The sequence below is a fragment of the Pseudoclavibacter chungangensis genome, from assembly GCF_013410545.1.
Lineage (GTDB): Bacteria > Actinomycetota > Actinomycetes > Actinomycetales > Microbacteriaceae > Pseudoclavibacter > Pseudoclavibacter chungangensis.
This window is the reverse complement of record NZ_JACCFV010000001.1, coordinates 636,181-650,125: the sequence shown is the minus strand read 5'-3', so window position 1 is coordinate 650,125 and position 13,945 is coordinate 636,181. Positions and strand designations below refer to the sequence as shown.

The following is a 13,945-nucleotide window of genomic DNA, read 5'->3' as shown; positions in this document are numbered from 1 at the left end:
AACAACCCGGCTTTTTGCGCTGCGGGTGGCCTCGATTCGCGCACTCGCGGGTTCACATGTCCGCAGGCTCGCATTCGGGGGTCGCGGCCTTCGAGGCGCGGTGCGTTTCGTGTGCCTCGTCGACTCAGGCCGGGGCGTCGTCCTGTGCGTCCTCCCCCGCGGCGTTCCGGCTCGTCGACCGGTCGGTCGCGGCGCCCTGTGCGGCGTGCCGCCGCGCGTGGGCCACCGCGTCCGGCAGTTCGTCGAAGAGGTGGTTCTGGTGTCGGAGCGAGCCGAGCACGCCGATCCGCCGGAAGAGGTCCTCGTGCGCCGGGCGGACGCCCTTCAGCAGGACCGTGATCCCCCGCCGTTCGAGCGCCCGGACGATGTCCGCGAGCGCGTGCGCACCCGTCGCGTCGACGTGTTCGATCCGGGACGCCCGCAGGATCACGACGGCGACCCCGTCGAGCCCCGTGACCCGCTCGAAGACCCGCTCGGCCGACGCGAAGATGAGTGGCCCGTCGAGGCGCACGAGCGCGATCCGTTCGTCGCCCGACTCGTGCTCTCCCGGAAGGGGTTCGAGCACCGCGGCGGTACCGCCCGCCATGTTGCGGATCGCCACGACACCCGCGAACACGACACCGATCGCGACCGCGATCACGAGGTCGAAGGCGACCGTGACGAGCGCCGTCAGCACGAACGCGATCGCGTCGGCCCGCGTCGATCGGAGGATCGACCGCACGGTTCCGGCGTGCACCATGCGCCACGCCGTGAGCATGAGGACACCCGCGAGCCCCGCGAGCGGGATCATGCCGACGGGGCCGGCGACCGCGAGAACGACGAGGAGCAGGACCCCGGCATGGACGATCGCGGCGAGCCGGGTTCGCGCACCGGAGCGGACGTTCACCGCGGTCCGGGCGATGGCACCGGTCGCGGGCATACCGCCGAACACGCCGGATCCGATCGAAGCGATCCCCTGCCCGACGAGCTCGCGGTCCGCATCGAACCGGCCGGTGTCCTCGAGCGACCCGGCGACGCGTGCCGAGAGCAGGGATTCGATGGCGGCGAGCGCCGCGACCGTCAGCACGGCCCCCGCGAGGCCCGGCAACGCACTGATCGGGACGTCGGGCAGGCTCGGCGCGGGGAGCGCGCTCGGTAGGGCACCGATCACGGCGAGCGGCGTCGCGACGAACGCGCACAGGAGCGTCACGAGGACGACACCGACGATCGATCCCGGCACGGCCGGCTGCAGCCGCTGCGCGAGCACCATGCACGCGATGACCACGAGTGCCGCCCCGACCGCCCAGGGCACGTAACCCCAGTCCGCCTCGACGAGCGACTGCACCGCCGCGACGAGGGCGTTTGAGCTGTGTGCCCCGGCCGACGCCTGCGTCGCGCTCGTGAGCAACGGGATCTGCTGCAGGAAGATGATGATCGCGATCCCGAGCGTGAACCCCTCGATGACGGGCCACGGGATCACACTCACGGCGCGTCCGAGCCGGAGGACACCCGCGAGGAGCACGACGAGCCCCGCGAGGATGCTGACGAGCGCGACCGTCTGCGGCCCGTGTGCCGCGACGATCGGCACGAGGACGACGACCATGGCGCCGGTCGGCCCCGAGACCTGCACGTTCGAGCCACCGAACACGGCGGCGAGCACGCCCGCGACGATGGCCGTGACGAGCCCCTGCTCGGCCGTGAGACCGGAGCTCACGCCGAAACCGAGTGCGAGCGGGAGGGCGACGATGCCGACGGTGACACCGGCGAGGAGGTCGCGTCGCCAGGTGCGGCGTACGTCTCGGTAGTCGGCCCGCGACGGGAGCAGCGACCGCACGGCGCCGCCGAGCCGATCGCCGAGCGAGGCCGTGGTCACGATTGCACCGGCTCCGCCGGGGCGAGTTCGCGCGCCTCGTCGAGGCGTTCGCCGTCCTCGGCGAGGATCGCGACGAGGAGGGTCCGGGCGACGGCGAGCATGTCGGCGGTCTCGGGGTGCGCGAGGCGGTAGTACACGGTGCTCCCGCGGCGCTCAGAGTCCACGAGCCGATAGCGCCGCAGCACCGCGAGGTGCTGCGAGAGGTGCGACGCCTCGAGCCCCGTCTCCTCGATCATGCTCGAGACGGCGACCTCGGGCGACGCCGAGAGCAGCTCGAGGATGCGGATGCGGAACGGGTGGGCGAGCCCCTTGAACAGGTTCGCCTTGATCTCGTAGATCGGGCTCCCGCGACGAATTGGCGACATGATGAAACCATCATATCGAGGGGCGCCGCCCGCGCCAGCGTCCGGCGACCACAGCCCTCGCGAAACGGGCACTCATGGGATCGCGCGCCCCGGCAACCGCGAAAAAGCCGGGTTGTTGCTACCTGGCCCGCGGCCCGGTAGCAACAACCCGGCTTTTTTGTGGCGGGAGGGGCGGCAGGGGTGTCAGGGGCAGGGGGTGTCAAGCGGGTGGGGCCCAGAGCGACTCGATCGGGATCGTCGCGCCGAGGACGTTCTCGGCCGCTCGGTGCCCCGAGCACAGGGCACCCGTGACGGTCGCGGGATCATCCGTCCACGTCGCCTCCCCCGCGAGGTGCAGCACGCCCTCGATGGGCGTCGCGAGCGCATCGTGGTCGGCCGTCGTCGAGCCCAGCGTCATGTAGGCGTACGAGCCCCGCGCGAACGGGTCACCGCGCCAATCGGACCGCTCGACCGCGATCGGCGACGTCACGCGGTCGCCGTAGATGCCGCGCAACTGCTCGAGGATCGACGACACGATGCGTTCGTCGTCCCAGCCACGCGTCGCGACCGCCGCGGAACCGGCCGCGAACGTGAGGAGCGTCGGCGTCCCGTCGAGGCGGGTCAGGTCGTACCAGGAGTGCCACCAGCGCGCCGCGGGGCCCTGCCTGCGGACGACGTAGACGTCGTCGTCCCAGAACCGGTGCTCGAAGCGCAGCACGATCTTCTCGAAGTCGTTCATGGTGAGCCGGTCGAGCGCTCCCGCGACGGGCTCCGGCAGGGGCGGCTCGATCGTGAACGATCCGGACCGCAGCACACCGACGGGCACCGTCACGATGCACGTGTCGGCGCTCAGTTCGGCCGCGCCGAGCTGCACCACAACGCCCGTTCCCGTCCACGTCACCCGGGTCACGATCGCTCCGAGTCGCACGTCGAGATCCCGCGCGAGGTGTTCGGGAAGCCGATCGTAGCCGTCGGGGAACACGACCTCGTCGCCCTCGATGAGATCGTCGTCGAGTCCGTGGGCGGCGAGGTCCTCGATCCACGCGCCGTACTGCTCTTCGGCGCGGTGTTCGAGGTACTCCCGAGCGCGCTCGGCCCGCTCGTCGTCCCAGTCCTGTGCCGCGAGCGCCTCCTCGGCGACCTCGCGGTAGGAGGCCGTCGGTGCCGATCGGGCGATGATCGGGACGAGTGCCTCGTCGATCGCGTGGACGTCCGCCGCGAACGCGGCCGCCTCGGCGTCGCTCAATCGCGTGCCGTCGGGGTCGTGGAGCGCGATCGGCCGCCCGTCGGGCTGGTACCCGCCGACCGTGAACTCGACGGTGCGCATGCCGAACGCGGCAGCGGCGGCCGCGACGGGATTGTCGGTGATGCCGTGGATCCACGATGCCCCGAGGTCGGTCATGTGGCCGTCGGACCGATCCGTCCAGACGCGGCCACCGACGCGATCCCGTGCCTCGAGGATGACGACCCGGCGCCCCGCGCGATGCAACAGTCGCGCGGCCGTCAGGCCGGCGACCCCGGCCCCCACCACGATCGTGTCGACGTGCTCCATGTGCGATTCCCGTCTTCCGCGCGCCCGCGCTCCGGCGGAGCGACGACGCGGCGCAGTCCCGACGCTACCGCGCGGCACCGTGACCGCGCGCTCACACGACGAGGACGGGAACGCCCTCCTGCACGACCGCCGCGAACACCGTGACACCCCACACGATCCCGACGACGACACCGTCGCGGACTCGGAGCGGCACCGCCGCGTGCACCGTCCGGTCGTCGTGGGCGCCGAAGCCCCGGGCCTCCATCGCGACCGTGAGTTCGTCGGCGTGCCGGAAGGCGGCCATGAGCACCGGCACCGCGAGCCCCGCGCCGAGCCGCGCGGACCGGAGGCGGGATCCGCGCGTGCGCAATCGCACGAGCGTCCGCGCGGTCGCGAGGTCCCGGCGCATGAGGACCGCGAATCGACCACCGAGCCCGATGACGTCGAGGAGGCGGTAGGGCACGCGGAACCGGTCGATGAGGGTGTCGGCGAGCACGTCCCAGCGGATGAATGCGGCGATCGCGATGGCGAGGGTCATGATCGACACGATCCGCAGCGCGCTGCGCAGGGCGACGAGGGCGGTGTCGACGGGTGGGTGGAACGGGAGCCACGTGACGACGGCGGACGACTCGGCGGGCTCGGCCGGGATCGCGAACGCGAAGCCGGTCCAAAGGACGAACGTGCCGAGCAGGGTCGCGACGAGGAGCCCTCCCGCGAAGCGGGGGCCGCGTGCCGCCGCGACGACGAGCCCGACCGCGATCGCGGCGAGCCCGATGCCGACGCCCTCGGTGAGGAGCGTCGCGACGATCGCGGGCAGCGGCAGGATCACGAGCGCGAGCGGATGCACCGCGCCCGCCGCACGTGGCACCGCGCGCGAACGGCCCGCATCTGGCCTGTCGGTGCGCGTCGCGCGGGCGGTCATCGCGTCGCCTCGCGGATCGTGCCGTCGTGGATCTCCAGGTGACGGGTGGCGAGGTCCGCGAAGGTCGCGGGGTCGTGGGACACGATCACCGTCGCGCGGCGTTCGGCCCCGTCGGCGACGAGTCGGCGCACGTGCTCGGCCCCCGCGAGGTCCTGTGCGCTCGTGGGCTCGTCGACCAGGACGAGCTCGGGCTCGGCGGCGACGGCGAGCGTGACGGCGAGGCGCTGGCGCTGGCCCCCCGAGAGGCGCAGCGGGTGCTGCTCCTCGAGCCCCGCGAGTCCGGCACGTTCGAGGAGTTCGGCGACTGCGTCGGGACGTTCCGCGAGATCGACGCGGCCGCGCCCGAGGGCGCTGCGCACCTCCTCGCGCACGGTGGTTGTGACGAGCAGATGGGACTGCTGCACGAGTAGGTGACATCTGATCTGGCTTGCCCGGGAGGGCGGCCTGGAAGGATGTTGCTGTGCCTAAGCCCTACCCGTCCGAGTTCCGTGACGACGTGGTGCGCGTCGCGAGGAACCGTGAGCCCGGAGTGACGATCGAGCAGGTCGCGAAAGACTTCGGGGTCCACCCGATGACGCTGCAGAAGTGGTTGCGTCGTGCCGACATCGACGAGGGCGCCAAGCCCGGGCAGACCCGGTCGGAGGCAGCCGAGATCCGTGAGCTGCGCAAGCGGAACCGGCTCTTGGAGCAGGAGAACGAGGTTCTGCGCCGCGCGGCGGCGTATCTGTCGCAGGCGAACCTGCCGGGAAAAGGTGGTACCCGCTCGTGACGGAGCTCGCCGACGCAGGGATCCCTGTGACGGTGACGTGCCGGGTGCTCAAGCTCTCCCGTCAGCCCTACTACCGTTGGCTGGCTTCCCCCATCACCCCGAGCGAGGTGGTCGAGGCGTATCGCGCGAACGCGCTGTTCGACGCCCACCAGGAAGACCCCGAGTTCGGGCACCGACTGCTCGCCGATGAGGCCCGTGACGCGGGTGAGGCAATGTCGGACCGGACCGCGTGGCGGATCGCGTCGAGCAACGGCTGGTGGTCCGTGTTCGGCAAGCCCAAGCGCGGCAAGGCCCGCAAGCCGGGGCCGGCCGTGCACGACGATCTCTGCGCCGTCATCGACGAGGACGGCAGGGTGCGGCACGAGTTCACAGCCGAGGCGCCGAACGAACTCTGGCTCACGGACATCACGGAGCACAAGACCGCAGAGGGCAAGCTCTACCTCTGCGCGATCAAGGACGTGTTCAGCGGCCGGATCGTGGGCTACTCGATCAACTCGAGAATGAAGTCGCGTCTGGCCGTCCAGGCGCTCGAGAACGCCGCCTTGATGCGCGGCGACGTCGCCGGCTGCGTGGTGCACAGCGACAGGGGCAGTCAATTCCGCAGCCGGAAGTTCCTGTGCGCTCTGACCCGCCACCGCATGGTCGGGAGCATGGGCAGAGTCGGGTCGAGCGGGGACAACGCGGCCATGTAATCGTTCTTCGCGCTGCTGCAGAAGAACGTCCTCGACCGCCGCACCTGGACCACCCGCGACCAGCTGCGGATCGCGATCGTCACCTGGATCGAACGGACCTACCACCGCCGCCGCAGACAGGCACGCCTGGGCCGTTTGACGCCCATCGAGTTCGAGACCATCATGAACACGACCGTCGCGCTGGCGGCGTGACTAGGAACTGTCACCTACTCGTGCAGCAGTCCCCGGCGGTATGAGTTCAAGCGGGACGCAGAAGCCATCTCCCCCGAGGTCTTGGCCGCTTTGCCGGCTCTTCCCAGATGAGGGTGTAGGTCGGCCGGGCGCATCGGTCCGCAGATAGACGTCGAGGTCTCCCGACGATGGAGGTTCCTACGCCATCCATCCGAAAGACCTCGACGTGTCCGACGCTACCCCGCCTGCCGGCTTCGGCCGCCCTGACCTGACCGCCTTCGCGTTTTATCCCAATCGACTCTGATCGGGTCTGCTGATCCTCTCGACGAGAACGCAGCGACATCACAGCCACCCAAACCCGACCGTCCGGGAAGCCGGGGCACGTCGCATGGCCTGTGCTGCGGGCGTGTCGAGTGGGTCGTCCAGGGGCGACGCAGGAGCGTCGACGCAACGTGCTGAGAGGTGGTTCTAAGGCATGGCGATAGGTCAGGAACGGCGTCGCTCCCTGCGCAGGAGGGAGCGCAGAGTCTCGGCGTTCGCGTAGCCGACCCGTAGCGCGATCTCGGCGGAGGTGAGGTCCGTGGTTGCTGAGAGGTGCCGAGCTCGTTCGATGCGAAGCCGTTGGACGAAGCCGAGCGGAGTGAGGTTGAGCGCCGCACGGACTCGTCGTTCGAGGGTGCGCCGGCTGGTGCCGAGCGACTGCGCGACGAAGGCGACGTTGAACGGTTCGTCCAGGCGGGCGCGCACGAAGCGTTCGAACTCGACGACGATCGGGTCCTCGTGCCGGAGATGTTCGTAGGCGACGAAGGCCGCCTGCGACGGGCGCTCGTCGATGAGGAGGAGCTTGGCGACATGTTGGGCCAGGTCGGGGCTGATCGATCGCACGAGTGAGAGCGCGAGGTCGATGTGGGCGAACGCGGCGCCGGCGGTGACGAGGTTCCCGTCGACCACGACCATGGTGTCGAGATCGAGGGCGACGGTCGGATAGCGCTTCAGGAACTCCGGCCCCAGGAACCAGCTGGTCGTCGCCCGCCGATGATGCATCCGACCGGTCTCGGCGACAGCGAACACGCCGGTGCACGCCGCGGCGATCCGGGTGGTCGCCTCGTCGAGGCGCCCGAGCGAGGCGATGACCGAACGAGCATCTCGGCTCTGGAGGGCGTCGTTGGTAGCGGCGGCCGTAAGGGTTCCAAGCGCAGGGACGACGACCACGTCGAACTCTCCGGACTCCGACAGCGGTTGGTCCACCGACAGGGTCATCGATGACGTCGTGGTCACTCGCCGTTTCGGTCCGAGGATGGCGAGTTCGATCGGGTCGATCCGCGGGTCGACCTCGCCGCGGGCTCCCTCGGCCACCCGCACGATGTCGAGGATCGACGCGATAGCCGAACCGAAGCAGCCGTCAATCGCGATGAGTCCGATACGCATGACGTAAACAATAGCAATACTGTCGTATACGCCACTCCCCACCGGCCCTTGCTCGTCATACGCTGAACTCGTCCCACGAAGAACCACGACCTCAAGGAGAGTCCCTCATGTCCACACCCGCATCACTTCCGTATGCCTTCGTCGCCAAGATCGTCGCGGCCGATGGACAGCACGACGCGCTCGCCGATCTGCTCGCCGGCGCTGTCGAACTCGCCAACGAAGAAGTAGGAACGATCGTCTGGTTCGCGGTCAGGACCCACGCCGACACTTTCTGGATCTTCGATGCATTCCCCGACGAGGCCGCTCGCGACGCCCACGCCAACGGCGCCATCGTCGCAGCCCTGACGGCCAACCAGCACCTCCTCAGCGCAGCACCCGAGATCCTGGCGGCCGACGTCCTCGCGTCCAAGCTCCCGTAGTCCGCCAACGCACGAGATGATCGCGCCCCGCCGAGCCGTCGCCAGGTCGCGACGCAACGCCATGCTGCGTTGCCGAGCGGTGCGAGGCCTATCGGCACACGGACAGGATGCCGGCCGCGAGCGCTCAGCCGGCGAGGGGTCCGTCGCAGAGGAGAGCGACGTCGGTGTCGGGCAGAGCCGTGAGGCCAGCGCATCGCGCGACCACCAGAACCGAACAGCCCCTGCCCTGCGTTTCCGCAGGTCAGGGGCGTTTCGCCGGAGCCGCCTGTCGGAATCGAACCGACGACCTCATCACGTCGGCTTTGCGTCTATCGCTTGATGCGCCCACTGGGCGAACGAGCCGCTGACCTGCGCAAACGCCGAGCGTGAGGGACGCCGCCATCCGGTGGTGACCGACGACGACCGACCAGTACCGACCGTTTCACCGGAGCTTGCGGCGGCGTCGAAGCCGAGCAAGCTCCATTCCTTTAGCTCACCGCGCCCTCCTCCTCGCCGGTCCCGTCGTCGTCGAAGACGTTTCAGGGATCTTCTCAGATGACGGTGTAGGTCGGCCGGGCGCGTCGGTCCACAGGTAGACGTCGAGGTCTCCCGACGACGGAAGTTCCTACGCCATCCATCCGAGAGACCTCGACGTGTCCGACGCTACCCCGCCGGCCGGCTTCGGCCGCCTTGACCTGACCGCCTTCGCTCGACTCGACGGCCTCTGTCTGAGCGTGACTGGACAACGACTTGAACCGGATCGTGCGGTCCTCGCGTGCCGCGTGGTGGAACCAGATCAGTGGTGCCGAGGGTGCGGCAGCGAAAGCGCTGCTCGTGACACCGTGATCCGGCGGTTGGCCCACGAGCCGCTGGTCTGGCGACCGACCGTGCTGGCAGTTGTAGTGCGCCGCTACCGCTGTGCCGACTGCGGACACGTGTGGCGCCAAGACACCAGCGCCGCGGCGGAGCCACGCGCGAAGCTCTCGCGCACCGGGCTGCGGTGGGCGTTGGAAGGGAGCGTGGTCGCACACCTCACCGTCGCCCGTGTCGCCGAGGGACTCGGGGTCGCGTGGGACACCGCCACCAACGCGGTCCTGGCTGAAGGCAAGCGGCTGCTGATCAACGACCCCACGCGGTTTGAGGGCGTGAAGGTCATTGGCGTCGATGAGCACGTCTGGCGCCACACCAGGCGTGGCGACAAGTACGTCACCGTGATCATCGACCTCACCCGGTCCGCGATGGCGCCGGCCCAGGCTGCTGGACATGGTCGAGGGCCGGTCGAAGGCGGCGTTCAAGACCTGGCTCGCCGACCGCGACGACGCCTTCCGTGACGCGGTCGAGGTGGTCGCGATGGACGGCTTCACCGGGTTCAAGACCGCCGCTGCAGAGGAGATCCCGGACGCGTTCACGGTGATGGATCCCTTCCACGTCGTGCGCCTGGCCGGTGACGCCCTCGACAGGTGCCGGCGCCGGGTCCAACTGGCGATCCACGGGCACCGTGGGTTCAGCGACGACCCGCTCTACAAGTCGCGGCGCACGCTGCACACCGGCGCGGACCTGCTCACCGACAAGCAGAGAGACAGGCTACGCGCGCTGTTCGTTGATGACGCTCACGCCGAGGTCGAGGCGGCCTGGGGTGTCTACCAGCGCATGATCGCCGCCTATCGCCACGAGGACCGGCAACGTGGCCGCGAGCTCATGGAGAAGCTGATCACCGACCACAGCGCCGGCGTCCCCAAGGTGCTCACTGAGCTCACCACCCTGGGCCGGACCCTGAAGAAGCGAGCCGCTGACGTGCTCGCCCACTTCGAACGACCCGGCACCAGCAACGGGCCGACCGAGGCGCTCAACGGACGGCTCGAACACCTGCGCGGCTCCGCACTCGGGTTCCGCAACCTGACCAACTACATCGCCCGCAGCCTGCTCGAGACCGGCGGCTTCAGACCCCAACTCCTACACCCCCGATTGGGATGAGCCGCTTTGCCGGCTCTTCGGACATTTGCCGGCTCTTCGGACATTTGGTGGGGGTGAGGCTCGCCGGGTGATGGTCGGCGGGTAGGGGTCGAGGTCCCGGAGGATCAGTAGCGCTAACTGTCTGATCGACTCCGAGGACCTCGACGTGCTTCACCCTACTTCGGGGTGCGCTGACGCGCGCTCCGCCGATCCGTGTTCCCGCTGCGACGTTCTGCTCGGCCTTCCCGGTGTCTATGTCGAGCACGCCCAGCGCCGTGACGGGCTGCTGGTCGTGACGGTCTCGAGCCTGGCAGCTCCGATCGGGTGCCTGTCGTGTGGAGTCATCGCGACCAGTCGCGGCCGGCGCCGTCGCGTGCTTCATGACGTGCCCGGGACGACACGGGTGCGGATTGTGTGGCGGCAACGGGTCTGGCGGTGTGGCGAGGAGGATTGCGTGCGGAAGACGTTCGTGGAGCAGCTCCCGGATCTGGTTGCCCGACGCGGGTCGATCACCCAGCGCGCCGTGGCATGGGCGATCGGGCAGCTACGTCGCGAGCACGCGACCGTTCACAGTCTGGCCCGTCAGCTCGACACATCGTGGAAGACCGTGTGGCGCGCGGTTGAGCCCGAGCTCGTCAAGTCGGCGGCCGATGAGTCCCGGTTCGAGAACGTGACCACGCTCGGCGTGGATGAGCACATCTGGCATCACGTCGATCCTCGCAAGCACGGCCCGAAGGAGCTGACCGGGATGGTCGACCTGAGCCGCGACGACCACGGAACGACGCGGGCCAGACTGCTCGATCTCGTGCCCGGCCGGTCAGGGAAGGCCTACGCGTCCTGGCTCGCAGACCGCGGCGATGCGTTCCGGAAGAACGTGCAGGTCGCGGCGTTGGACCCGTTCGCCGGCTACAAGACCGCGATCGACGACAAGCTCGAAGACGCCACCGCGGTGCTCGACGCGTTCCACGTCGTCAAGGTGCGCCATGAGGCGCTGTGTGTGCGGATGGGGGTGAGAGACCCCTGTCGCTTGGTCGTCGCAGCGGCCGGGTTGAAGTTGAGGGCAGCCTGACCCAGGAGACGCTGGGGAGGGTGGGAAGCAGCCCTGACCAAGCCGGGACGGTCCAGTACTACCAGATGGGTCGGGTCCGGCGAACGAGGCAGGAAGGTATAACGAGAGTGAACCAGTGGTTGAACCTCCGTAATCGTGGAATGACTCGCCCCGGTGTGTCCGGAGACAGGATTCCTTGGAAGGATCTGTCTTATGGGACGTCCCAGTAAGTATCCGCGCGAGCTTCGTGAGCGCGCTGTCCGTATGGTCGTCGAGGTGCGGGCCGATTATCCGAGCGAGTATCAGGCGATGACCGCGGTCGCGCAGATGCTCGGCATCGGGTCGCCGGAAACGATTCGCACCTGGATCCGTCGGGAGCAGGTCGACGCGGGAGACCGGCCCGGTGTGACGACTGACGCGGCGGTGGAGATCAAGCGCCTGAAGCGGGAGAACGCCGAGCTGCGGCGGGCGAACGAGATCTTGAAGGCGGCTTCAGCTTTCTTCGCGGCCGAACTCGACCGGCCACACAAGCGATAGTCGCCTTCATCGACGAACACAAGGACCGCACCGAGGGCGGGCTCCGATGGGGTGTCGAGTCGATCTGCGCTGTGCTCACCCAGCACGGCGTGAAGATCGCCCCATCGACCTACTACGACGCCCGCGGGCGCGGACCGTCATCCCAGGCCGTGTCGGATGAGCGGTGGAAGCCGATCATCCTGGCGGCGTGGCAGGCGCACCGCAAGGTGCTCGGGGCCCGAAAGCTCTGGTTGCGGCTCCGCCGTGACGGTCACGACATCGCGCGCTGCACGCTCGAGCGCCTCATGCGTGAGCTTGGGATCGCCGGCGTGCTCCGCGGGAAGCGGAAGCGTCCCGTCGACACGGATCCGCGCGAGACCCGCCCCGCGGACCTCGTCGACCGACACTTCGCCCGGTTCCGCACGAACCAGCTCTGGGTCGCGGACTTCACATACGTGTGGACGTGGTCTGGATGGGTCTACGTCGCGTTCGTCTTCGACGCGCACTCCCGCCGCATCATCGGCTGGCGCGCCGCGACGAGCATGACCACACCGCTCGTGCTCGACTGCCTCGACATGGCTCTCTTCACCCGCCGCCGCGAAGGCATCACCGGGTTCGAGGGGCTCACGCATCACACCGACGCGGGCAGCGTCTACACGTCAATCGCCTTCACCGATCGGCTCGTCGACGAAGGCATCGACCCGTCCGTCGGATCCTGGGCTGACCCCGTTTTGTAGGTCCAGTCGTTATGTGAGTGGTCCTGTCGCCCGAGGGTTCGGGCAGGGAGACTGGTCAGATCATGACGAATAGCAGGAAGCGCCACACCCCGGAGCAGGTCGTCCGAAAGCTTGGGCAGGCCGACAGAATGCTCGCCGACGGCGCGGACGTCGCGGCGGTGTGTCGGGAGCTCGGCGTGTCCGAGCAGACGTACTACCGGTGGCGGAACCAGTATGGCGGCCTGAAGGCCGACGACGCGAAGCGGCTCAAGGAGCTCGAGAAGCAGAACGCCACTCTGAAGCGACTGCTGGCCGAAGCGGAGCTGGAGAAGGCCGCGCTCAAGGAGTTGGCTGAGGGAAACTTCTAGGCCCGGGTAGGCGCCGCGCCGCCGTCGCTCACCTGATCAGGACACTGCAGGTGAGCGAGCGGATGGCGTGCCGGCTGGCCGGGCTGAGTAGGTCCGCGTACCGTCGCCCGCTCAAGGGCGACACGACCGCCGACCCGGACAGGGCGTTGCGGGACTGGCTGCGCGCGTACGCAAAGAAGCACCCGCGGTGGGGATACCGCAGGGCCTACCACGACGCTCGCGGCGAGGGGTGGGCCGTGAATCACAAGAAGATCCAGCGGCTCTGGCGCGAGGAAGGCCTCCGTGTCCCCCAGCGGCGGCGGCGCAAACGCGTCGGATCCTCGACCGTCGATGCCCCGGCAGCGGTCGCCCCGAATCTCGTGTGGGCGGTGGACTTCCAGTTCGATGCCGACGAGCAGGGCCGCCCGATCAAGATCTGCTCCATCGTCGACGAGCACACCCGTGAATGCATCGGAGGGCTTGTCGAGCGGTCGATCACCGCGGACCGACTCACTGCCCACCTCGAGGACCTCGCCGCCGTCCGCGGCGCGCCCGCGGTGCTCAGATCAGACAACGGCCCGGAGTTCATCAGCGACGCGATGGCCGACTGGGCCGGCACCCGCACCGGCCTGTTCTACATTCCGCCCGGCTCGCCCTGGCACAACGGGTATGTCGAGTCGTTCAACAGCAGGCTCCGCGACGAGTGCCTGAACATCAACAGCTTCTACTCGCTGCTGCACGCCCAGGTCGTGATCGGCGACTGGAAGACCGAGTACAACCACGACCGCCGACACTCATCGCTCGGATACCTCGCACCGGTCGACTACGCTCGGCAATGCACCCATCAACTGGAAACCGACGACTCGCACAGCGACCGGACCGAATGAAGGGGGCGGCCCAATCCGTCGGCGACGCCTACGACAACTCTCTCGCGGAATCGCAGATCGGGCTCTACAAGTCCGAACTCATCCACCACGAAGGTCCCTGGCGTGACGTCGATCAGGTCGAGGCGGCGACCGCATCCTGGGTGCTCTGGTTCAACACCGAACGCACCCACGGCTCCATCGACGACCTCACACCCCTCGAGGTCGAGCAACTCGACTACGCTCGCAACGAACCGGTTGAAAGAGCCGGCTGACACCAGCAAACAGCTCTCCGGACATGCCGGGGCGAGTCATCATGTTGTCTGGAGTCGACGGATCGACTCTTTCAAGGATGCCATGTCGAGGTGCCGGGTCGCGGCGAGGGCCTCGGTCTT

General features: G+C 68.8%; 11 protein-coding genes and 3 pseudogenes. 8 read left to right on the top strand and 6 right to left on the bottom strand.

Features of this window, described 5'->3' with window-relative positions:
• Nucleotides 1–124: 124 nt before the first annotated feature.
• From HNR16_RS02850 to HNR16_RS02830, 5 genes and pseudogenes are all read right to left on the bottom strand, one after another.
• The gene (locus HNR16_RS02850; protein WP_158040197.1) at nucleotides 125–1,852 is read right to left on the bottom strand and encodes a SulP family inorganic anion transporter; all 1,728 of its coding nucleotides are present in this window, start codon (nucleotides 1,850–1,852) and stop codon (nucleotides 125–127) included.
• Nucleotides 1,849–2,217, bottom strand: coding sequence for an ArsR/SmtB family transcription factor (locus tag HNR16_RS02845; protein ID WP_158040198.1), 369 nt, complete (start codon nucleotides 2,215–2,217; stop codon nucleotides 1,849–1,851). The genes HNR16_RS02850 and HNR16_RS02845 overlap by 4 nt, the downstream gene beginning before the upstream one ends.
• A gap of 199 nt (nucleotides 2,218–2,416) precedes the next feature.
• The gene (locus tag HNR16_RS02840) at nucleotides 2,417–3,748 is read right to left on the bottom strand and encodes a flavin monoamine oxidase family protein (RefSeq protein WP_158040199.1); all 1,332 of its coding nucleotides are present in this window, start codon (nucleotides 3,746–3,748) and stop codon (nucleotides 2,417–2,419) included.
• A 91-nt stretch (nucleotides 3,749–3,839) separates the two neighbouring features.
• On the bottom strand, nucleotides 3,840–4,649 hold the full coding sequence (locus HNR16_RS02835) for an energy-coupling factor transporter transmembrane component T (RefSeq protein ID WP_158040200.1): 810 nt from the start codon (nucleotides 4,647–4,649) through the stop codon (nucleotides 3,840–3,842).
• A pseudogene (locus HNR16_RS02830) lies at nucleotides 4,646–5,077 on the bottom strand (ATP-binding cassette domain-containing protein); the annotation flags it as partial. The pseudogene HNR16_RS02830 and the gene HNR16_RS02835, both read right to left, overlap by 4 nt.
• A 32-nt stretch (nucleotides 5,078–5,109) precedes the next feature.
• Between HNR16_RS02830 and HNR16_RS02825 the strand changes: the two are divergent.
• Nucleotides 5,110–6,302, top strand: a pseudogene (locus HNR16_RS02825) (IS3 family transposase).
• A gap of 465 nt (nucleotides 6,303–6,767) precedes the next feature.
• Here HNR16_RS02825 and HNR16_RS02820 read toward each other — a convergent pair.
• Nucleotides 6,768–7,709 (bottom strand): GlxA family transcriptional regulator, encoded by a 942-nt coding sequence (locus HNR16_RS02820; RefSeq protein ID WP_158040202.1) that lies wholly within the window; start codon nucleotides 7,707–7,709, stop codon nucleotides 6,768–6,770.
• 107 nt (nucleotides 7,710–7,816) lie between these two features.
• On the opposite strand from HNR16_RS02820, the gene HNR16_RS02815 reads away from it, so the two are divergent.
• From HNR16_RS02815 to HNR16_RS02785, 7 genes and pseudogenes are all read left to right on the top strand, one after another.
• Nucleotides 7,817–8,128, top strand: a complete 312-nt coding sequence (locus tag HNR16_RS02815; RefSeq protein ID WP_158040203.1) for a putative quinol monooxygenase — start codon at nucleotides 7,817–7,819, stop codon at nucleotides 8,126–8,128.
• Nucleotides 8,129–8,760: 632 nt separating this feature from the next.
• Nucleotides 8,761–10,081 (top strand): annotated as a pseudogene (locus tag HNR16_RS02810) (ISL3 family transposase).
• 448 nt (nucleotides 10,082–10,529) lie between these two features.
• Entirely contained in the window at nucleotides 10,530–11,129 is a 600-nt protein-coding gene (locus tag HNR16_RS02805) for a transposase (RefSeq protein WP_179558067.1), read from the top strand.
• Between the two features lie 192 nt (nucleotides 11,130–11,321).
• Nucleotides 11,322–11,645 carry a transposase gene (locus HNR16_RS02800; RefSeq protein WP_179558066.1) on the top strand — a complete coding sequence of 108 codons (324 nt, stop codon included), beginning with the start codon at nucleotides 11,322–11,324 and terminating at the stop codon, nucleotides 11,643–11,645.
• Nucleotides 11,642–12,361, top strand: a complete 720-nt coding sequence (locus tag HNR16_RS02795) for an IS3 family transposase (RefSeq protein WP_179558351.1) — start codon at nucleotides 11,642–11,644, stop codon at nucleotides 12,359–12,361. Before HNR16_RS02800 ends, HNR16_RS02795 begins: the two co-directional genes overlap by 4 nt.
• A gap of 62 nt (nucleotides 12,362–12,423) precedes the next feature.
• A protein-coding gene (locus HNR16_RS02790) for an IS3 family transposase (RefSeq protein ID WP_179558065.1) occupies nucleotides 12,424–13,574 on the top strand; the annotation gives its coding sequence in 2 pieces (ribosomal slippage) (nucleotides 12,424–12,694 and nucleotides 12,694–13,574; 1,152 coding nt in all).
• Complete coding sequence (locus HNR16_RS02785) at nucleotides 13,571–13,825, top strand: integrase core domain-containing protein (protein ID WP_179558064.1); 255 nt, start codon at nucleotides 13,571–13,573, stop codon at nucleotides 13,823–13,825. The genes HNR16_RS02790 and HNR16_RS02785 overlap by 4 nt, the downstream gene beginning before the upstream one ends.
• Nucleotides 13,826–13,945: the final 120 nt, after the last annotated feature.